The 19,760-nt window shown below is 73.8% G+C and carries 19 protein-coding genes; 10 read left to right on the top strand and 9 right to left on the bottom strand.

The genetic code is table 11. From position 1 onward, the window contains the following. The first annotated feature begins 7 nt into the window (after positions 1 to 7). The 5 genes from IE177_RS10875 to IE177_RS10895 all read left to right on the top strand — a co-directional run bounded on the left by IE177_RS10875 (position 8) and on the right by IE177_RS10895 (position 5,586). Complete coding sequence (locus IE177_RS10875; RefSeq protein ID WP_190014992.1) at positions 8 to 1,699, top strand: DUF885 domain-containing protein; 1,692 nt, start codon at positions 8 to 10, stop codon at positions 1,697 to 1,699. Positions 1,700 to 1,856: 157 nt separating this feature from the next. Beyond that, complete coding sequence (locus IE177_RS10880) at positions 1,857 to 2,534, top strand: hypothetical protein (RefSeq protein WP_190014993.1); 678 nt, start codon at positions 1,857 to 1,859, stop codon at positions 2,532 to 2,534. A 160-nt stretch (positions 2,535 to 2,694) separates the two neighbouring features. Beyond that, positions 2,695 to 2,940, top strand: a complete 246-nt coding sequence (locus tag IE177_RS10885; RefSeq protein ID WP_190014994.1) for a ferredoxin — start codon at positions 2,695 to 2,697, stop codon at positions 2,938 to 2,940. After that, the gene (locus tag IE177_RS10890; protein ID WP_190014995.1) at positions 2,930 to 4,318 is read left to right on the top strand and encodes an NAD(P)/FAD-dependent oxidoreductase; all 1,389 of its coding nucleotides are present in this window, start codon (positions 2,930 to 2,932) and stop codon (positions 4,316 to 4,318) included. The genes IE177_RS10885 and IE177_RS10890 overlap by 11 nt, the downstream gene beginning before the upstream one ends. Before the next feature lie 35 nt (positions 4,319 to 4,353). Then, the gene (locus IE177_RS10895) at positions 4,354 to 5,586 is read left to right on the top strand and encodes a cytochrome P450 (RefSeq protein ID WP_190014996.1); all 1,233 of its coding nucleotides are present in this window, start codon (positions 4,354 to 4,356) and stop codon (positions 5,584 to 5,586) included. Positions 5,587 to 5,615: 29 nt separating this feature from the next. On the opposite strand, the gene IE177_RS10900 is transcribed toward IE177_RS10895, so the two are convergent. Next, positions 5,616 to 6,092 carry a rhodanese-like domain-containing protein gene (locus IE177_RS10900; protein ID WP_190014997.1) on the bottom strand — a complete coding sequence of 159 codons (477 nt, stop codon included), beginning with the start codon at positions 6,090 to 6,092 and terminating at the stop codon, positions 5,616 to 5,618. A 94-nt stretch (positions 6,093 to 6,186) separates the two neighbouring features. Between IE177_RS10900 and IE177_RS10905 the strand changes: the two genes are divergently transcribed. Both IE177_RS10905 and IE177_RS10910 read left to right on the top strand, forming a co-directional pair. Further along, positions 6,187 to 6,633, top strand: coding sequence for an Lrp/AsnC family transcriptional regulator (locus tag IE177_RS10905; protein ID WP_190014998.1), 447 nt, complete (start codon positions 6,187 to 6,189; stop codon positions 6,631 to 6,633). Positions 6,634 to 6,897: 264 nt separating this feature from the next. Continuing rightward, positions 6,898 to 7,419: a hypothetical protein gene (locus IE177_RS10910; RefSeq protein WP_190014999.1), complete on the top strand. Its 522-nt coding sequence runs from the start codon at positions 6,898 to 6,900 to the stop codon at positions 7,417 to 7,419. Positions 7,420 to 7,462: 43 nt separating this feature from the next. Here IE177_RS10910 and IE177_RS10915 read toward each other — a convergent pair whose 3' ends face one another. The 5 genes from IE177_RS10915 to IE177_RS10935 form a co-directional block, all read right to left on the bottom strand. After that, positions 7,463 to 10,453, bottom strand: a complete 2,991-nt coding sequence (locus IE177_RS10915; RefSeq protein WP_190015000.1) for an AAA family ATPase — start codon at positions 10,451 to 10,453, stop codon at positions 7,463 to 7,465. Continuing rightward, the gene (locus IE177_RS10920) at positions 10,450 to 11,613 is read right to left on the bottom strand and encodes an exonuclease SbcCD subunit D (protein ID WP_190015001.1); all 1,164 of its coding nucleotides are present in this window, start codon (positions 11,611 to 11,613) and stop codon (positions 10,450 to 10,452) included. Before IE177_RS10920 ends, IE177_RS10915 begins: the two co-directional genes overlap by 4 nt. A 107-nt stretch (positions 11,614 to 11,720) precedes the next feature. Continuing rightward, positions 11,721 to 12,347, bottom strand: a complete 627-nt coding sequence (locus tag IE177_RS10925) for a YigZ family protein (protein WP_190015002.1) — start codon at positions 12,345 to 12,347, stop codon at positions 11,721 to 11,723. A gap of 40 nt (positions 12,348 to 12,387) precedes the next feature. Further along, the gene (locus IE177_RS10930) at positions 12,388 to 12,951 is read right to left on the bottom strand and encodes a SixA phosphatase family protein (RefSeq protein ID WP_190015003.1); all 564 of its coding nucleotides are present in this window, start codon (positions 12,949 to 12,951) and stop codon (positions 12,388 to 12,390) included. After that, positions 12,948 to 13,802 carry a hypothetical protein gene (locus tag IE177_RS10935; RefSeq protein ID WP_190015004.1) on the bottom strand — a complete coding sequence of 285 codons (855 nt, stop codon included), beginning with the start codon at positions 13,800 to 13,802 and terminating at the stop codon, positions 12,948 to 12,950. Before IE177_RS10935 ends, IE177_RS10930 begins: the two co-directional genes overlap by 4 nt. Positions 13,803 to 13,953: 151 nt before the next feature. Here IE177_RS10935 and IE177_RS10940 point away from each other — a divergent pair, with 151 nt between their 5' ends. The 3 genes from IE177_RS10940 to IE177_RS10950 all read left to right on the top strand — a co-directional run bounded on the left by IE177_RS10940 (position 13,954) and on the right by IE177_RS10950 (position 17,497). Continuing rightward, entirely contained in the window at positions 13,954 to 14,361 is a 408-nt protein-coding gene (locus IE177_RS10940; protein WP_190015124.1) for a CoA-binding protein, read from the top strand. 215 nt (positions 14,362 to 14,576) lie between these two features. Further along, positions 14,577 to 16,211, top strand: coding sequence for an APC family permease (locus IE177_RS10945; RefSeq protein WP_190015005.1), 1,635 nt, complete (start codon positions 14,577 to 14,579; stop codon positions 16,209 to 16,211). A gap of 65 nt (positions 16,212 to 16,276) precedes the next feature. Further along, a complete protein-coding gene (locus IE177_RS10950) occupies positions 16,277 to 17,497 on the top strand; it encodes a 4-hydroxybenzoate 3-monooxygenase (protein ID WP_190015006.1) in 1,221 nt (406 codons plus the stop codon). Positions 17,498 to 17,543: 46 nt separating this feature from the next. Here the strand turns inward: IE177_RS10950 and IE177_RS10955 are convergent, their stop codons facing one another. From IE177_RS10955 to IE177_RS35375, 3 genes are all read right to left on the bottom strand, one after another. Continuing rightward, positions 17,544 to 18,101, bottom strand: coding sequence for a YbaK/EbsC family protein (locus tag IE177_RS10955; protein ID WP_190015007.1), 558 nt, complete (start codon positions 18,099 to 18,101; stop codon positions 17,544 to 17,546). Between the two features lie 43 nt (positions 18,102 to 18,144). After that, positions 18,145 to 18,717, bottom strand: coding sequence for a helix-turn-helix domain-containing protein (locus IE177_RS10960; protein WP_190015008.1), 573 nt, complete (start codon positions 18,715 to 18,717; stop codon positions 18,145 to 18,147). Positions 18,718 to 18,882: 165 nt separating this feature from the next. Next, complete coding sequence (locus tag IE177_RS35375; protein WP_190015009.1) at positions 18,883 to 19,653, bottom strand: acyltransferase; 771 nt, start codon at positions 19,651 to 19,653, stop codon at positions 18,883 to 18,885. Positions 19,654 to 19,760: the final 107 nt, after the last annotated feature.

Here is a 19,760-nt window from a genome sequence, read left to right on the forward strand (position 1 = left end):
GGGCCGCATGTCTGAGACCAAGAGCCCGTTGCCCCGTCAGGTCGCCGACGCCTACGTCGACGACCTCATTGCCCTGGACCCGGTCACCGGTACCTACCTCGGTGTGAAGGAGAGTTCGAGCAGGCTGCCCGACTACTCGCCCGCCGGCCGGGAGGCCCTCGCGGAGCTGGCCCGCAGCACGCTGGCGAAGCTGGACGAGGCGGAGCGCCGGCCCGGTGCGGACAGCGACGCGGAGCGGCGCTGCGGGCGGCTGCTGCGGGAGCGGCTGACCGCCGAACTCGCCGTCCACGAGGCGGACGAGCACCTGCGCGCGGTCGGCAACATGCACACGCCCGGCCACTGGGTGCGGGACGTGTTCACGGTCACCCCGGCGCGCACGGAGGAGGACTGGGCGGCGATCGCCGAGCGACTGCGCGCGGTGCCGGGCGCGGTCGCGGGCTACCGCGCCTCGCTGCGGCTCGGCCTCGACCGCAAGCTGTTCGCGGCGCCCCGGCCGACCCGGACCTTCCTCGGGCAGCTCACCGAGTGGACGGACACGGACGGCGCGGGCCGCGGCTGGTACGAGGACTTCGCCGCCGCCGGGCCCGAGGCGCTGCGCGCCGAGCTGGACGAGGCGGCCCGCGCGGCGACCGGTGCCCTGGTGGAGCTGCGGGACTGGCTGCGGGACGTGTACGCGCCGGCCGTCGAGGACGCCCCGGACACGGTGGGCCGCGAGCGGTACGCGCGCTGGGCCCGCTACTTCAACGGCACCGACCTGGACCTGGACGAGGCGTACGCGTACGGCTGGTCGGAGTTCCACCGCATCCACGGCGAGATGAGGCGCGAGGCGGAGAAGATCCTGCCCGGCGCCGCGACCCCGTGGGAGGCGCTCGCGCACCTCGCCGAGCACGGCCGGCACGTCGAGGGCGTGGAAGGGGTCCGCGAGTGGCTGCAGGGCCTGATGGACAAGGCCATCGAGGACCTGGACGGCACGCACTTCGAACTCGCCGAGCGGGTCCGGAAGGTGGAGTCGCTCATCGCCCCGCCCGGCGGTGCCGCCGCCCCCTACTACACGGCCCCGTCGGAGGACTTCTCCCGGCCCGGCCGCACCTGGCTGCCGACGATGGGCCGCACCCGCTTCCCGGTCTACGACCTCGTCTCGACCTGGTACCACGAGGGCGTGCCCGGCCATCACCTGCAGCTCGCGCAGTGGGCGCACGTGGCCGGGGACCTCTCCCGCTACCAGGCGACCGTCGGCGGCGTCAGCGCCAACGCGGAGGGCTGGGCGCTGTACGCGGAGCGGCTGATGGACGAGCTGGGCTACCTCACCGACCCGGAGGAGCGGCTCGGTTACCTGGACGCGCAGATGATGCGGGCGGCCCGGGTGATCGTGGACGTCGGCATGCACCTGGAGCTGGAGATCCCGGCCGACTCGCCCTTCCACCCCGGGGAGCGGTGGACGCCGGAGCTGGCGCAGGAGTTCTTCGCGGCGCACAGCAGCCGGCCGGCGGACTTCGTGGAGAGCGAGCTGACCCGGTACCTGACGATCCCGGGCCAGGCCATCGGCTACAAGCTCGGTGAGCGGGCCTGGCTGCTGGGCCGGGAGAGGGCGCGCGAGCGGCACGGCGACGCGTTCGACCTGAAGGCCTGGCACATGGCGGCGCTCTCGCAGGGCTCGCTGGGCCTCGACGACCTGGTGGACGAGCTGTCCCGGCTCTGACGGCGGGCCGGCCGCGACGCCGGAACCCGCCCTGGACCGGCCCCAGGACGTCGTTCCGGGTACGGCCGCTCGGCCGTACGGCCGTACCCCGGTGGCGCGGGCGGGGGAGGCGCGGCTGGCTGGTGCCCGGGAACCGACGCGGAGAGGCGGGCCGGGCATGCGGGAGAAGGGGCCGGGGCAGCAGGCGCTGGAGACACCGCGGGCCGCCGGGCTGGCCGGGGTCGTCTTCGCGCTGCTGCTGGCGGCTGCGATCGTCCTGATGCGGCTGGGGATTCCCGAGGGGGCCGACGCCGTCACCCCCGAGGCGTTCACGGACTCGGGGCGCCGGGAAGCGGTACTGGCCGCCCTCGCGCTGGTACCGTTCGCCGGCATCTTCTTCCTGTGGTTCGTCGGCGCGGTGCGCGCGCACGTCGGCGAGGCCGAGGACAGGTTCCTCGCCACCGTCCTGCTCGGCAGCGGGCTGGTCTTCACCGCGACGCTGTTCGCCGGGGCCGCGGCGGCGAGCGCCGTGCTGTCCGTCGGGCACCCCGCCGGCCAGGCTCCCGACCTGGCCGCCTGGGACTTCGGCCGCCATTTCGCGTACACGCTGCTGACCGATTACGCGACGCGGATGGCGGCCGTCTTCGTGTCCTCCATGTCGGTGATCGGCCACCGCCTCGGCGTCCTGCCGCGGCCGCTCACCCTCCTGGGCGTCGTCACCGCCGTGACGCTGCTCTTCGTCGCCTCGAACGTGCCCTGGTCGGAACTGGTCTTCCCCGCCTGGTCGCTCGTGCTCGGCCTGCACATCCTGAACGCGGGCCGCCGTGCGCGGGCCCGTACCGCCGGGCCCGCCTGACCGGGCCGGAAGCGGAGCGCGGCTCACCCGGACGGCTCGCCCGCCGCGCGGGGTCCCCGCCCGGCTCCCATGCTGGCGTGCGGGACATGACCGCCGTCCGGAGACACCGCACGCCCTGGGGGCGCGCCCCGGACCTGGCCACCGGAAGGGCGGAGCGTCGATGCGGCTCGTCGTCGATCTCAACAAATGTCAGGGCTACGCGCAGTGCGCCTTCCTCGCGCCCGATGTCTTCGCCATGCACGGCGAGGAGACCCTGGTGTACAGTCCGCGCGCCCAGGAGGAGCAGCGGGAGCGGCTGGCGCGTGCCGTCGCCGCCTGTCCGGTGCAGGCGATCACGGCCGACGGCCTGGACGGCCCGAGCGGGCCGGCGGGCGAAGCCGCGCGGGAGGCAGCCGATGGCCGCTGACTACCTGGACTGGCTCAGGCGCGAGGGCCGGATCGTGATCGTGGGCGCCTCACTGGCCGGACTGCGGGCCGCCGAGACCCTGCGTGCCGAGGGCTTCACCGGCTCGCTCACCATGATCGGTGACGAGCCGTACGAGCCGTACGACCGGCCGCCGCTGTCCAAGGCGGTCCTGCTGGGCAAGGCGTCGCCGCTGCACACCGAGCTGCCGCACCGCCGGGAGGTCGACGCCAAGTGGCGGCTGGGCGTCCCGGCGACCGGTCTCGACCTGACGGCCAAGCGGGTGCGGCTGGCCGACGGGGACGAGGTGGAGTACGACCGGCTGCTGATCGCGACCGGAGTGCGGGCCCGGCCCTGGTTCAAGGAGGAGGAGGGCCGCCTGGACGGCGTCTTCCTGCTGCGGACCCGCGACGACGCGGCGCGGCTGCTCCAGCGGCTGAGGTCCGCGCGCCGGGTGTTCATCATCGGCGCCGGGTTCGCCGGTTGCGAGGTCGCCTCGGCGTGCCGGGAGATGGGCCTCGCCGTCACCCTGGCGGAGCGGGCCGGAGCGCCGCTGGTGGGCGCGCTCGGCGGGGTGATCGGTGCGGTCGCCGCCGACCTGCAGACCGGGAACGGCGTGGACCTGCGCACCGGCATCACGGTCACCGCGCTGGAGGGCGACCCGGCGGGGCGGGTGCGGTCCGTCCACCTGTCCGACGGCAGCGAGGTCGAGACGGACGTCGTGGTGGTCTCGCTCGGTTCGCTGCGCAACACCGAGTGGCTGACCGGGTCGGGGCTGGGAGCGGGCCCGCGGGGCATCGCCTGCGACGCCGGCTGCCGGGCCTTCGACTTCCGGGGCATCGTCACCGACGACGTGTTCGTCGCGGGCGACGTCGCACGGTCGCCGCACGCGCTGTTCGGTTACCAGTTCCTCTCCCTCGAGCACTGGGGCAACGCCGTCGCCCAGGCGGAGACCGCCGCGCACAACATGATCTGCCGGGGCGCCGACCGGCGCCCGCACCTGTGGATGCCCGCCTTCTGGTCCTCGCAGTTCAAGGTGAACATCAAGTCGGTCGGCGTGCCGCCGATGGGCGACCAGATCATGATCACGCAGGGCTCGCTGGCCGAGCGCCGGTTCGTCGGCGTCTACGGCCACCAGGGCCGGGTGGTCGCCGCCGTCAGCTTCGACAACACGCGCTGGCTGGAGTTCTACCAGCGGCAGATCGAGCGGGGCGCGCCGTTCCCGGTGGACTACACGACCGTGGACCGGCGCCCGGAGGGCCGGCAGCCGGTCGACGCGGACTTCCCCGACCCGTCCCTGCCGACCCACGGCCCCACGGTGACGCTGAGCGGCTACTCACCGGCCGACCAGCAGCTGGTGTTCACCCCGGCCCGCCACTGAACCCCGCCGTGGCCCCGACGCCCCAAGGACTTGTCATGACGCAGGCCTCACTGTTCCGCCGGATCACCGACTTCGCCAACCGCGCCGACCCGTATCCGCTGTACGAGGAGCTGCGCAGGACCCCGGTACTGCACGAGGAGGAGGACGGCCCCTACGTCATCAGTTCGTACTGGGACATCAGGAGCCTGCTGCACGATCCGCGGATCAGCTCCGACGCCGCGAACCTGGCCGCGGCCGGGGACGAGCTGGCCGAGGCGCAGAGCACGGGACTGCCCCCGTCCTTCCTCCGACTCGACCCGCCGGAGCACGACCGGCTGCGGCGCATCGCCAACAGCGCCTTCGGGCCGCCCCACAAGCCGCACCGGATCGAGTCGATGCGGGGCGAGCTGCACGCGATCGTCGGCGGGCTGATCGACGGCTTCGGCGAGGCGCGCGAGATCGACCTGGTGGACCAGTTCGCGTACCCGTTCCCGGTCACGGTCATCTGCCGGCTGCTGGGCGTGCCCCGCGAGGACGAACCGCGCTTCCGCGCCTGGGTCGACCCGCTCGTCGCCACCCTGGACCCCGAGACGCGCGCGGAGGCGGACGAGGAGTTCGTGAAGTCGGCGCAGGAGGCGCGGATGCAGCTCGGCATGTACCTGGCCGGGCTGGTCGAGCAGCGCACCAAGGACCCGCAGGACGACATGCTGTCCGACCTCGCCGACAGCCGTGGCCCGGAAGGCGCCATGACCATGATGGAGGTGATGAGCACCGCGGTGCTCCTGCTGATCGCCGGTCACGAGACGACGGTCAACCTCATCACCAACGGCATGCTCACCCTGCTGCGCCACCCGGACGTTCTGCACCGGCTGCGGGAGGACCCGGGGCTGTCGGCGAGGATCGTGGAGGAGCTGCTGCGCTACGAGCCGCCGGTGCAGATCGTGCCGCAGCGCACGTGCATCGCCGACATCGAGATGCGCGGGGTGACCATCCCCAAGGGCTCGCGCATCTGGCTGATGCTCGCCGCGGGCAACCGGGACCCGGAGCGGTTCAAGGACCCGGAGAAGTTCGACCCCGACCGCGAGGACATCCAGCACCTCGGCTTCGGCAGCGGCATCCACAGCTGCTTCGGGGCGCCGCTGGCCCGGCTGGAGACGCAGATCGCGCTGTCCGAACTGGCCCGGCGGCTGGAGAATCCCCGCCTGGTCGAGGACCCGCCGCCCTACCGGCAGAACGCCGTGCTGCGCGGTCCCCGGCATCTGAGCATCGCCTTCGACGCCCTGCGCTGACCGCGCGGGGGCGCCCGCGCGGGCGGGTGTCAGCAGCCGCACTCGCCCCGCACGGGCGCCGTCAGCGGATCGGCCTCCCGGCGTGCCGGGCCCTGCCAGGTCTCGTAGGCGAAGCCCTCGCGGGCCCAGTACTCGAAGCCGCCGAGCATCTCCTTGACCTGGTAGCCGAGTTCGGCGAGGGCGAGGGCCGCGCGGGCGGCGCCGTTGCAGCCCGGACCCCAGCAGTACGTCACCACCGGCACGGACCTGTCCAGGAGCCGTCCGGCCTGCTCGGGGACGAGTGCGGTCGGCAGGTGGACCGCGCCGGGGACGTGGCCCTGGTCCCAGGACTCGGTGGAGCGGGTGTCCACGAGGACGAAGCCGGGGTCGCCGTCGCCCGCGAGCGCGGCGGCGACGTCCGAGACGTCGGTGTGGAAGGCGAGGCTCGCCCGGAAGTGGGCGGCGGCCTCGGCGGGAGCGGCGGGCGCGACCCGCAGGACGGGGTTCTCGGGAGCCGTGGTGATCATGACCCAGAATCTACGGCCCGCCGCCCGCCCCCTGAAGTGACGATCCACGGCGTCCGCCTTGCCCGGCCGGGGATTGCCCTGCTATCCATCCGGGATGACCGCGTATTCCCCGGACGCCACCGACTGGCGCATCCTCGACGTCCTCCAGCGTGCGGGGCGGGTGAGCTACGCCGAGCTGGCCCGCGAGGTCTCCATGTCGCCGAGCGCCGTCACCGAACGGGTCCGGCGGCTGGAGGAGGCGGGCGTGATCCAGGGGTACGCGGCGGTGGTCGACCCCGAGCGCCTCGGCCTGCCGATCCTGGCCTTCGTGCGCCTGAGGTACCCGAACGGCAACTACAAGCCGTTCCACGACCTGGTCGCGGCGACACCGCAGATCCTGGAGGCGCACCACGTCACGGGCGACGACTGCTTCGTCATCAAGGTCGCCGCGCGCTCCATGTCCCACCTGGAGGAGATCTCGGGCCGGATCGGCGCCCTCGGCTCGGTGACGACCAGCGTCGTCTACTCCTCCCCTCTCCCCCGGCGGCCACTCGGCCGCTGAACACCGGGGCCGGTGGCCCCGCATGCCTCACCGGAAGCGGGAGTCCCGCGATCACCCCTCGCAACGCACCCGCGTTCCCCGGCTGCTCCGCGAGCCCCCGCGCGCCCTACCGACGGACCGTCCGCCCTGTGTTGACTGGCACCCCGATCACCCGGGCCTGACGGCCGAGGCAATCGAGAGGACCGCATGAACATCCCATCCGCTCCGTTACCCGCCGGGCGTCTCGGCCGGCGCATCGGTACGACCGTGTTGCTCCTGGGCACAGTGAGCACGTCGATGCTCTTCAGCCCGGTTCCCGCGGTCGCCGGCCAGACGGGCATGCAGAAGTGCATGGACGGCCGGCAGCCTGATGTGAGCGTTCCCTTCACCCAGACAGGCGGGGGGAACGACGGCTTCCCGGGAGGCCCCAACCCGCCGAACGGAATCTTCCCCGGCAACGCCCTGCACGTGGTGGTGGACGAGTCCGCGCGAGTCTCGATCTCCCATTGGAACACCGAGTTCTACGGCATCGACGGCAAGAACGAGGCCGCCACCTCCGGCTACCCGTTCCCCGGCTGGAAGAAGTACGCGAACGTGTTCCGGATGAACAACAACCCGGGCGGCTGGGTGGCCAGCGGGAGCGACCCCAACCCGTGGAACCCGCACTTCGTCCGCGAACTCAACGTTCAGCGGTGCTGGGCCGCTCCGGGACTGCCGGTGCGCATGGGGGTGGGGATGAACGACGAGAACCTCGGGGACAATTCCGGATCCTGGAAGTGGACCCTCCAGATCTGGCGCAACGACTGACCGGGCCACCCACGCGGGCCCGGTGTTCGGTCGGCCGTGGAGGTCAGGCGCCCCGCTGGCGGAGCGCCGAGCCCGATCTGCCCTTGACGACCTCCAGCTGCGCGTGGATGCGGCGCCGCAGGTCCGGGACGTGGCTGACGATGCCGACGCTGCGGTCCCGTTCACGCAGGGAGTCGAGGACGTCCAGCACCTCGTCCAGGGTCTGGTCGTCGAGGCTGCCGAAGCCCTCGTCGATGAAGAGGGTGTCCAGGCGGACCCCTCCCGCCTCGTCGGTGACCACGTCGGCGAGGCCGAGGGCGAGGGCGAGGGACGCGAAGAACGTCTCGCCGCCGGACAGGGTGGCGGTGTCGCGTTCCCGGCCGGTCCAGGCGTCGACCACGTGCAGGCCCAGCCCGCTGCGGCCGCGTCCGGTGCGGTCGTCGGAGTGGACGAGGGTGTAGCGGCCCGACGACATGCGCCGCAGCCGGACGGTCGCGGCCGCGGCCACCTGCTCCAGGCGGGCCGCCAGAACGTACGACTCCAGGCGCATCCTGCGTTCGTTGTCGGCGGAGGTGCCCGCGGTGAGGGCGGCGAGCCGGGCGACGCGGTCGTACTCGTCGCGCAGCGGCGCGAGGCGTCGTACGGCCTCGGTGGCCCGGGCGGAGAGGCGGTCGAGTTCGGCGCAGCAGCGGGCGGCCGCGTCACGTGCTGAGGCGGCCTCGCGCAGGCGGTGTTCCGCCCCGGTGGCGGCCAGTTCGGCCGCGGCGGCGTCGGCGGGCGGCTGCTGGGCGGCCGCCGCGGTCGCGGCCTCGGCCAGGACGGCGCGTACGGCGGCCTCCTCGGACTGCCAGGCGTCCAGGCGGTGTTGCAGCTCGCGGTGGGCCGAGTCGTCCAGGAGGGCGGCGGCCGCGGCTCGCGGGGTGTCGAAGCCGGCCCGGTAGGCGGCGTCGGAGAGGCGGGCGTCGGCGTCCTTCAGGAGCCGGGCGGCGTCCCGCGCGGTGCGCACGGCGTCCGCGGCTTCGGTGAGCAGCGCCGCCTGCCGCTCCAGCTGGGCCGCGCGGGCGGCCACACTGCCGGCGGCGCCGCGCGCCTGCGTCAACTCGGCTTCCAGGGCGGCCTGTTCCTGCTCCAGGGCCTCGCGCCTGGTGAGCCGGGAGGCGGTGCGTACGGCGGCCTCCTGGCGGTCGGCGAGGCGCTGTTCGCGTTCCCGCTCGGCCCGGCGCAGCTCCTCGTGGGCGGCGTGCAGGGCGGAGGCGTCGCGGCGGGCGCGGGCGTACTCCCGCTCCAGGTCGTCGGCCTCGGCGGTGAGCCGGGCGGTGGGGGCGTCGCCGGCCTCGGCGGTGGCGGCGGCCAGGGCCTCGCGGACCGTGCCGAGGCGCCGCTCGTCCTCGGCGTGCCCTTCGTCGGCCCGCCGGCAGGCGGCGAGGGCGCGTTCCTCGGCCTCGCGGTCGACGTGGCCGGCGACCTTGCGGGCCGGCGCCGGGTGTTCGGTCGCCCCGCAGACGGCGCACGGCGCGCCGTCGGTGAGATGTGCGGCGAGTTCGGCGGCGATGCCGTCGAGGCGCTGTTCCTTGAGGTCGAGCCAGTGGGCACGGGCGTCCAGGGCCCGCTGCCCGGAGGCGAGGGCCTGCTGCGTGGCCTGCTCCAGCTCCCCGCTCAGCCGGTCCCTGGTCCGGGCCGCGTCGAGGCGCCGGCGCACGGGTTCCCGCTGGACGGCGAGCTGCTCGGCGCGGGTGGCGGCCTCCCGGGCGGACTCGACGCGCGCCTGCAGCGCCGTGCGCCGGGTGTCCCAGCCGTCGAGCCAGGCGTCGGCCTCGCGCAGGACGTCCTCGTCGGCGCGCTCCTGCCGGTCGAGTCCGGCCCGCTCCTCGACCAGGCCGACCAGGCGCCGCTCGGCGCGCCGGGCGGCGTCCAGGCCGCCCAGTTCCTCGGCGGCCCGGCGGGCGGCGGCGGCGAGTCCGCTCGCGTCGGCGTCGGCTTGGGAGCCGGGCAGCGCCGCACGCGCGTGCGCCTCGGCCCGGGCGGCCCGGCGGTGCTCCTCCTCGGCGGCCTCGCGCAGTTCCAGCGCGGGCGCGACGGCTTCGGCCTTGCGGGCCCGCGCCATGCGCTCCTGTGCCTCGCGGTGGTCACCGGCCCGTTCCCGCAGCAGTTCGGCACGTCGCCGCGCCTCGGCGAACCGGCTCTGCAGCCGGGCGAGTTCGCGCATGTCCTCCAGGGCGCCTCGGGCCGCGGCGTGGGCGGACTCCGCGGCGTCGAGGCCGCTGCGGGCGACCGCGAGGCGTTCGCGGGCCATGCTGCGGGCGACGGCGGCGGCACCGAGGACGGCGTCGGCCAGGCCGGGCTCGCCCGGAGCCAGCTCGGGCAGCTCCATGGCGTCGCCCGCCTCCTGCTGCATGCGGTGCGCGTCGGCGAGCAGCGCGGCATCCCCCTCCCGGACCCGGGCCTCGGTGGCGCGGCGGCGTTCGGCGAGCCGCTTCTCCACGTCGGCGAACCGCTGGGTGTCGAAGAGCCGGCCGAGCAGGCGGCCCCGGGCCTCGGCGTCGGCGCGCAGGAAGCGGGCGAAGTCGCCCTGGGGCAGCAGGACGACCTGGCAGAACTGCTCCCGGCTCATGCCGAGCAGCTGGGTGATCTCCTCGCCGATCTCCTGGTGGGAGCGGCTGCGGTCCTTCCAGGCACCGGCCGTGGCGTCGTGCTCGCGCAGCCAGGTCTGGGCCTTGTCGACCGTTGTGCCCCTGCCGCGCAGCTTGGGCCGCTCCCAGGGCGGGCGGCGGGTGATCTCCAGTCGGCGTCCGGCGACGGTCAGGTCGAGGCGGACCTCGGTGCGGGTGCCGGGCTCGGCGTGGTCGCTGCGCAGGTTCATGCCCTGGCCGCTCTGCCGGGCGCCGGGGACGGAGCCGTACAGGGCGTAGCAGACGGCGTCCAGGACGGAGGTCTTGCCGGCGCCGGTCGGGCCGTGCAGCAGGAAGAGCCCGCCCGCGGACAGCGCGTCGAAGTCGACGCTCTGGGAGCCTCCGAAGGGCCCGAAGGCGGTGATGTCCAGCCGGTGCAGTCTCACCGGGCCACCTCCCGTGCGGCGTCGTCGGCGCGCACCGTGTCGAAGGCGTCCCGCAGCACGGCCGCCTCCCGTTCGTCCGGTCCGGCGCCGCGCACATGCGCGACGAAGTCCTCGGCGATCTGCTGGTCGCTGCGGCCGGCGAGCCGCCGGGCGTAGGACACCTGCGGGTCGTCCGGGGCCCGCTCGGGGGCGAACACCAGGCTGAGGGTGTGCGGGAAGCGCTCGGCGAGCCGGGCCATCGGGTCGGCCGGGCGGACCGCGTCGGTGAGGGTGGCCTCGATCCAGGCGTTCTCGTGCCGGGCCAGCTCAGGGTCGGCGAGGAGGTCGTCCAGGGTGCCGCGCAGGCGGGCGAGCGGGCGCGGGACCGGGCAGTCGACGCGCTCGGCGTCCAGGGCTCCGTCGGTGCCGAGGTCGACGAGCCACATGCTCTTGCGGTGGTCGGCCTCGGAGAAGGAGTAGGCGAGCGGGGAGCCGGAGTAGCGGACGCGCTCGCTGATCGTCTGGCAGCCGTGCAGGTGCCCGAGGGCGACGTAGTCGACGCCGTCGAAGACGCCGGCCGGTACGGCGGCCACACCCCCGACGGTGATGTCCCGCTCGCTGTCGCTGGCCCGGCCGCCGGTGACGAAGGCGTGGGCGAGGACGACGGAACGGGTGCCGGGCGCGCGCGTGGCGAGGTCGGCGCGGACGCGGTCCATGGCGGCGCCGAGCACCGCCTCGTGGCCGGCCCGCTCCACCGTGAACTCGTCCCTCACCAGAGCGGGCTCGAGATAGGGCAGGCCGTAGAAGGCGACGTCGCCGTGGGGGTCCGCCAGCACGACGGGCGTGCCCACGGCGGACGGTTCGGTGCGCAGGTGGATGCCCGCGCGGTCGATGAGTCCCGCACCGACGCCGAGGCGGCGGGCCGAGTCGTGGTTGCCCGAGATCATCACCGTGGGCACGCCGAGGTCCGCGAGGCGGTGCAGGGCGTCGTCGAACAGCTCGACCGCGGCGAGCGGCGGCACCGCGCGGTCGTACACGTCCCCGGACACGACCACCGCGTCCACCTCGCGCTCGCGCACGGTGGCGACGAGGTGCCCGATGAACTCGGCCTGGGCCCCGAGCATGGCCACCCGGTGGAAGGCCCGGCCGAGATGCCAGTCGGACGTGTGCAGGAATCGCATGTTGACCGAGACTAACGGCCGGGTCCGGCGTCACGGGCGGTCACTCCCGTACCAGCTCGTCACGTCCGGGCGACCACAGGCCACTTGTGTCCGATTAACCCCAATTGTCAGGCGTCGCCGTAGGCTTCACCACCGAGTTCCAGCCCGGCCGTGCCCGCCGTCACATCCGCGAGCCACGCGCGGAAGGCGGCCACGTCGGCGTCGGGGAGGCCGATCTCGATGGTGACCTCCTCGCCGTAGCGGACGTCCCGCACCTCGCGCCCGGTGGCCCGCAGGTCGTTCTGCACCTTGCCCGCGCGCTGGTGGTCCACGGTCAGCGTGGCCAGCCGGAAGCGGCGCCGGGTGATCGTCCCGAGCGCGTCCAGGGCCTCGCCGACGGCTCCGCCGTAGGCCCGGATGAGTCCGCCGGCGCCGAGCTTGACCCCGCCGTAGTAGCGGGTGACGACGGCGACGGCGTACCGCACGTCGCGGCGCAGCAGCATCTGCAGCATGGGGACCCCGGCGGTGCCGCCCGGTTCGCCGTCGTCGCTGGCCTTCTGCACGGAGGCGTCGGCGCCGATGACGTACGCCCAGCAGTTGTGGGTGGCGTCGGCGTGCTCCTTGCGGACGGAGGCGATGAAGTTTTGCGCCTCCCGCTCCGTGGCGGCCGGGGCGAGGGCGCACAGGAAGCGGGAGCGGTTGATCTCGGTCTCGTGCACGCCCGGCCGGGCCACGGTGCGGTACTCGTCCTGCATCCGGTCAGCCTATGCCGAGGGCGCCCGCCCGCCGCGCCGGCTACTTCCCGCGCCCGCCGCCGTGGCCCTTCTCCCCGCGCGGCACCAGGAAGGACGTGAGCAGCGCGGCGCCCGGGGCGAGGGCCGGCCAGCCGGTGCCGCGCCAGGTGAGCACGGCGATCGCGGCGGTCGGGAACTTCGTCCGCACCCGCTCCAGCGCGTCGTCCAGGCCGTCCCCGGCCAGTTCCAGGACCAGGTCCTCGAGGCCCGGGTTGTGCCCGACGAGCAGCAGCGTCTCCACCTCGCCGGGCACCTCCCGCACGACCTGGAGCAGGCCGGGAACGCCGGCCGCGTACAGCCGCCGGTCGTAACGGACCGGGGGCGGGGTGCCCCACTGGGCGGAGGCCAGCTCCCAGGTACGGCGGGCCCGTACGGCGGTGGAGCACAGGGCGAGGTCGGGCAGGCCGCCGGCCTCGGCGAGGGCGCGCCCGGCGGCCGGGGCGTCACGCAGGCCGCGCGGCGCGAGCGGCCTGCGGTGGTCCTCGACGCCCTCCGGCCAGGCGGACTTGGCGTGCCGCAGCACGACCAGGCGGCGCAGCGGGCCGGCGCCCGCCCGCTCGATCACGCCGGGCTCCCGAGGGCGCTGCTCAGGTCGAGGGCCAGCAGCCGGTCGGCGTACACGAACGTCTCGAAGCGGGCTCCGTCGGGCAGGTGGCGGTCGCTCTCCACGTCCCGCAGCACCTCCAGCACGGCGGGCAGGTCGAGGTCGTCCTCCCAGGCGTCCCGCAGCCGCGCCCGCACCTCGCCGGGCACCGGGCGCGAGGGCTGCCGGGCCCAGCCGGCCGCGGCCCCCCGCCAGCGGGCGAGGCGCTGGGCGGCCCCGTCCAGCACGGCGCGGTCCAGGCGCACGGGCGCACCGCGCGGCACCGAGAGCAGTGCCAGCCGCAGGGCGGCTGGGTCGGCGAGCGGGGCGGCCGGCGGGGAGACGGGGTCGTCCGGCGGCGGCGCGAGGAACGCGCCGGACGGGGGCTCCGTCTCCTGGACGGAACCGGGGTCCGAGGAGGGCCCGGGCGCGTCACCGGACGGGGACGGACCGGACCGCGCCCGCGTCCACCGTGCCGGGGCCACGGCCATCACCGGCCCCTCGGCGGGGACGCGCCCGCCCTCCTGGGCCACGATGTGGATCGCCTGCGCCTCCCCGAGTCCGGACGCGAGGTCGCGGCCGTCCTCGAAGGGGCGGATCGACAGGGTCGCGGCGGCCGCACGCAGTTCGGCGTTCCGGTGCGGGGCGTCGAGAGTCGTCCAGACCGGGGTGCCGCCCAGTTCGAGGGCGCGGACGAGGAGGTCGGCGGTGAGCAGCACCCGCAGGGCCGTGAGGTCGAGGCCGTGGGCGTGGGCCTCGACACGGGTCAGGCCGCGGCGGGCGGGCGCGGCGGCGACGGGGTCACCGGTTCGGGCGTCGAGGATGCGCAGCACGGGGCGAGCGTAGGCGGGCGGGCGGCCGAAGGGGGGCACCTCACGCCGATTCCGGACACCGTGGCGGGGTACCGGGCGGGGAATCAGCGTTCCGGAGGCGCTGTTGCCCCAGCGGCACGACCCCACGACCCCGCAGCCCGAGGAGGCAGCCGTGTACGGCGACGAGGCGACGATCCGCAGGATTCTGACCGAGCTGGGCGACACCTGGGCCGTCGTCGGTCTGTCCGCCAACCGGAACCGGGCCGCGTACGGCGTGGCACAGGTGCTGCAGCGGTTCGGCAAGCGGATCGTGCCGGTGCACCCGAAGGCCGAGACGGTGCACGGCGAGCCGGGGTACGCCTGTCTGGCCGACATCCCCTTCGACGTGGACGTGGTGGACGTCTTCGTCAACAGCGAACTGGCGGGGGCGGTGGCCGACGAGGCCGTGGCGAAGGGCGCGCGGGCCGTGTGGTTCCAGCTCGGCGTCGTCGACGAGGCCGCCCTGGCGCGGACCCGGGCGGCGGGTCTGGAGATGGTCATGGACCGGTGCCCGGCGATCGAAATTCCCCGTGTGCGGTGACCTGTCTCACCTTCTTCTCACAATTCTCCGCTGAATATTGACATTCTGACTCGATGCCTGACCTGCACGAAGCCTTACTCGTGAGTTGCCTTCAAGCCCGGCAAGATCCTGGGTCAAGTTTTGTAAAACAGCCTTTTGCTGACGCGGAAACCCTTCCTAGCCTGTGGCGTCCTTGCTCGTTAATTGCGCGTTCATGAAGTGAGAGGCCACTTGACATGGCGAAAGTCGACGCCTTGCCACAGGCCACGACGGAGTCCGGCGGTCTGCGCCGGGACGTCGGGCTGATCGGCCTGATGTGGGCCTCCGTAGGCTCGATCATCGGTTCCGGCTGGCTGTACGGCGCCGAGAAGGCGGTCGTCGTGGCCGGCCCCGCGGCGATCATCTCGTGGGTGATCGGCGCGATAGCGATCGTGCTGCTGGCGCTGGTGCACGCCGAACTCGGCGGCATGTTCCCGGTGGCCGGCGGCACGGCGCGCTACCCGCACTACGCCTTCGGTGGCCTGGCCGGCATGTCCTTCGGCTGGTTCGCCTGGCTGCAGGCGGCCACCGTGGCCCCGATCGAGGTCGAGGCCATGATCGGTTACGCCGGTCACTGGAAGTGGGCCCAGGGCCTGCAGCACGCCGACGGCACCCTGACCGCCGGCGGTTTCGTCACCGCCGTCGCCCTGATGGCCGTCTTCGTGGGCGTCAACTTCTTCGGCGTCCGGGCCCTGGCGCACACCAACAGCGCCGCGACCTGGTGGAAGATCGCCGTCCCGCTCGGAGCGATCTTCGTCATCGCCGCGGGCAACTTCCACGCGGGCAACTTCACCTCCGAGGGCTTCGCGCCGTTCGGCGCCAAGGGCATCCTGGGCGCCATCAGCTCCAGCGGCATCATCTTCGCGCTGCTCGGCTTCGAGCAGGCGATCCAGCTGGCGGGCGAGAGCCGCAACCCCAAGCGCGACCTGCCGCGGGCGACCCTCGGCTCGGTGGCGATCGGCGCCGTGATCTACATCCTGCTGCAGGTCGTGTTCATCGGCGCGCTGCCGCACACCTCCTTCGCGCACGGCTGGGCCAAGCTGGACTTCCCCGGCATCAGCGGTCCGTGGGCGGGCCTGGCGACCCTGGTGGGCCTCGGCTGGCTGGGCTGGGTGCTGTACGTCGACGCGATCATCTCCCCCGGTGGCACCGGCCTGATCTACACCACCGCCACCTCCCGCGTCTCCTACGGCCTGGCCAAGAACGGCTACGCGCCCAAGGCGTTCGCCAGGACGGACAAGCGCGGCGTGCCGTGGTTCGGCCTCCTGATGTCGTTCGTCACCGGCGTGGTCTGCTTCCTGCCGTTCCCGAGCTGGCAGGAGCTGGTCGGCTTCATCACCTCGGCGAGCGTGCTGATGTACGCGGGCGCGCCGCTGGCCTACGGCGTCTTCGCCGACCGCCTGCCGCACCTCGAGCGCCCCTACCGGCTGCCCGCCGGCAAGATCATCTCCCCGCTGTCCTTCGTGGTCGCCAACCTCATCATCTACTGGGCCGGCTGGGACACCCTGTGGCGGCTGGGCTTCGCGATCCTGCTGGGCTACATACTGCTGGGCTCCTACGCCTGGTACGCCACCAGCAAGCGGCTGCCCGACGCGCCCCGGCTGGACTTCCGGGCCGCGCAGTGGCTGCCCGGTTACCTGATCGGCCTCGGCGTGATCTCCTGGCTGGGCGGCTTCGGCGGCCGGGGCGTCATCCCGCTGTGGTGGGACATCCTGGTCGTCACGGCCTTCTCCCTGGTCATCTACTACTGGGCCAAGGCCGTCGCCTCGCACCCCGAGGCCATCGAGCGCAGCATCGACGAGGTCGTGGTCACGGACGCGCCTGCGCACTGACCCGCTCCCGCGTCACCCGCGGTGTCCCGTCGGCTCTGCTGACGGGACACCGTCATAATGCGTGCGTGACGTCTCCCTCCCCCCACTCGGACTCCCCCGCCCCGTCCCGGTTTCCGGTCGTCGTCGTGGGCGCGGGGCCGGCCGGCCTGACCGTCGGCAACATCCTGCGGGCCGCCGGTGTCGGCTGTCTGGTCCTGGAGACCGAGAGCAGACGGTTCGTCGAACAGCGGCCGCGGGCGGGGTTCATCGAGGAACGGGTCGTACGCGGACTCGAACAGCGGGGTCTGGCCGGCGGCCTGCTGGAGCGCGCGGAGCGGCACTCCGTGTGCGAGTTCCGCTTCGACGGCCACGGACACCCCTTCGACTACACGGAACTGACGGCCGGTCACCACTGGGTGTACCCGCAACCGCTGCTCGTGAGCGACCTCGTGCGCGAGTACGCCGACGTGCGCGGCGGCGAGATCCGCTTCGGCGTGCGGGACGTACGCCTGCACGACCTGGACTCGGACCGGCCCGCCGTCTCCTACACCGACCCGGACAGCGGTGAACGGCTGCTGGTGCGCTGCGACTTCGTCGCCGGGTGCGACGGGGCACGCGGGGCGAGCCGGGCCGCGCTGCCCGATCGGGCGCGCACGTCCCGGTACGACCTCGGCGTCGCCTGGCTGGCGCTGCTCGCCGAGGCGCCGCCGTCCTCGGACCGGGTGCTGTTCGGAATGCACCCGAGCGGCTTCGCCGGGCACATGCCCCGTACCCCCGAGGTCACCCGCTACTACCTCCAGTGCCCTCCCGGCGACCACCCGGACGACTGGCCGCACGAGCGCGTGTGGAGCGAGCTCCAGCAGCGTCTGCGGGCGGCGGACCGCCCGCCGCTGACGGAGGGGCGGCTGCTGGAGAAGCGGGTGCTGGACATGCACAACTACGTCGTCGAGCCGATGGTGTTCGGCCGCCTCTTCCTGGCCGGCGACGCCGCCCACCTCGTCGCCCCGATCGCGGCGAAGGGGATGAACCTGGCGCTGCACGACGCGTTCCTGCTCGGCGACGGCCTCGCCGCGCGGCTGACCGGGGGCGACCCGGCCGGCCTCGACGGCTACTCGCGGACCTGCCTGCGCCGCGTGTGGGAGTACCAGGAGTTCTCGCAGTGGCTCTCCGGCATCTACCACGGCGTCTCCAGCGGCGACCCCTACCGGGCCGGAACCACGCTGGCCCGGTTGCGCCGGCTGTTCACCTCCCCCCTCGCGGCGGCGGCCTTCGCCGAGCAGTACCTGGGGACGGCGGCGGCGTACTGAGGCCGGCGCCGGGACCGTGCTCCGCCGGACGGGACGACCGGCCCGGTCAGACGGAGCCGAGGCCTTCCAGCACCAGCGCACCCGGCAGTTCCGCGAGGGCCTTGCCGGGCACCAGGAGCTTGCCGCGGCGGCGGCCGCTGCCGATCAGGACGTAGGGCAGGTCGACGACGGCCGAGTCGACCAGCACCGGCCAGCCCGTGGGCAGTCCGATCGGGGTGATGCCGCCGTACTCCATGCCGGTCTCGCCGGTCGCCGTCTCCATCGAGGCGAACGATGCCTTGCGGGCGCCGAGTTGGCGGCGCACGACGCCGTTGACGTCAACCCTGGTGGTGGAGAGGACCACGCATGCGGCGAGGGTGGTCACGCCGCCCCGCTTGCCCGCGACCACCACGCAGTTCGCCGACCGCTCCAGCAGGTCACGGCCGTAGTGCTCGACGAAGACGGCGGTGTCGGCCCAGCGCGGGTCGGTGTCGACGTAGAGGAGCCGGTCGGCGGGGACACCGCCCTGCCAGTCGCGTACGGCGTCGGCGACCGGGGCGGTCAGCTCGTCCAGGCAGTCCGGGGCGGGGGTGGCGGTGTCGAAGTCTCCGATGGGTGCGCGCATGGGCGCACGCTAACAAGCCGGGCCCGGCCGCCGTACCGGTGTCTCAGAGCACGGGCGGCACGGAGACGGCCATCACCATCTCCATCGGGACCTGACCGCGATTGCCGTAGACATGCGGGAGGTTGGCCTCGAAGGAGGCGCTAGCGCCGGCCGGAACGCGATGGTCCTCGCCCTCCACGGTGAGCGTCAGTTCACCCGCGGTGACGTGGACCAGTTCGACGGTTCCGCTCGGGTGCGGCTCGGAGGGACTGCTCTCTCCCGGCATCAGCCGCCAGTCCCACATCTCCAGCGGGCCGGGGGCCTCCGTGCCCGCCAGCAGCCGGTTGTAGCTGCCGGCCTCGGTGTGCCACAGCCGTACGGCCCGGTCGGCCGGAACGACGCGGACCTTGGGGCCCCGCTCGTAGTCGAGGAGCGTGGTGACGCTGACGCCGAGCGCGTCACCGATCTTGACGACCGTCCCGATGCTCGGGTTGGTGCGTGCCTGCTCGATCTGGATCAGCATCCCGCGGCTGACGCCGGCCCGGGCGGCGAGCACGTCGAGGGTGAAGCCGCGCACCGAGCGCCAGTGCCTCACGTTACGCGCCAGGGACTGGGTCAGGAGTTCCAGGTCCGACACATTCCGTCCATATCCGAGATCGCCACAGCCGTGCTCGTCAGTCGTCGCGCACCCCGGGGTCCCGTCCGCCGAACCGCGGTGAGGCGCACCCGATCGTGCAACGAACTGTACTGCGCGGCCGACCGTGGCAGCACTTCCCGTCCCGGCACCGGGCAGCGGACTCCCTCAGCTCCCGGGCTCGGGCTCCAGTTCGGCGAGGCGCGCCACCCCGTCCTCGTCCAGTTCCGCCAGTGCCCGCAGCTGCTCGGAGGTCGTCCCCGCCGGGATCGGCACCGGGGCGGGGGTCCTGAGCGGCGGCTGCCAGCCCTCGTCCGCCGTCCAGCGCCGGACGACCCGGGCCGGCGCCCCTGCCACCACCGCATGGTCGGGAACCGTGCCGCGGACCACCGCACCGGCCGCCACGACCACGTTCCGGCCGATCCGCGCGCCCGGCAGGATCACCGCGCCGGTGCCGATCCAGCAGCCCGGCCCGATCTCGACCGGCTCCATCCGCGGCCACTGCCTGCCGATGGGCTGGTGGGGATCGTCGTAGGAGTGGTTGGTGGAGGTCACGTAGACGTAGGGGCCGAAGTAGCAGTCGCGGCCGATGGTGACCGTCGTGTCCGCGATGACGTGGCTGCCCCGGCCGAGGACCACACCGTCGCCGATGCGCAGGATCGGGTCCGGGCCGAGATCCAGGTCCGGCATCAGGCCGGCGGTCAGGGTGACCTGCTCGGCGATGATGCAGTGGGAACCGAGGTGGATCCAGGGTTCGCCGAAGACCGTGCCGAGCGGGAAGGCCAGCCGGGTGGCCTCGCCGATCGAGCCGAACCGGAGGCGGCCGGGGTTCTCGGCGGTCACCGACCCCGCGCGCTGCACCCACGACCAGCCCGTGTGCACGGCGCGCTGCGCCAGTCGGCGTCGCCAGGATGAGAACGTGTTCTTGCGCTTCGGCACGAGGTGACACGTTACTCATCGGTCGCCCCGGGCGAGAGGGAGGGCTGCTGTGATCTGTGCCCCACCCGGTGTCGTACCGTGCGGGGACACCACGGACCGGAGGAGAC

This window comes from Streptomyces lucensis JCM 4490 (assembly GCF_014650035.1).
In the GTDB taxonomy this organism is placed as follows: domain Bacteria; phylum Actinomycetota; class Actinomycetes; order Streptomycetales; family Streptomycetaceae; genus Streptomyces; species Streptomyces lucensis.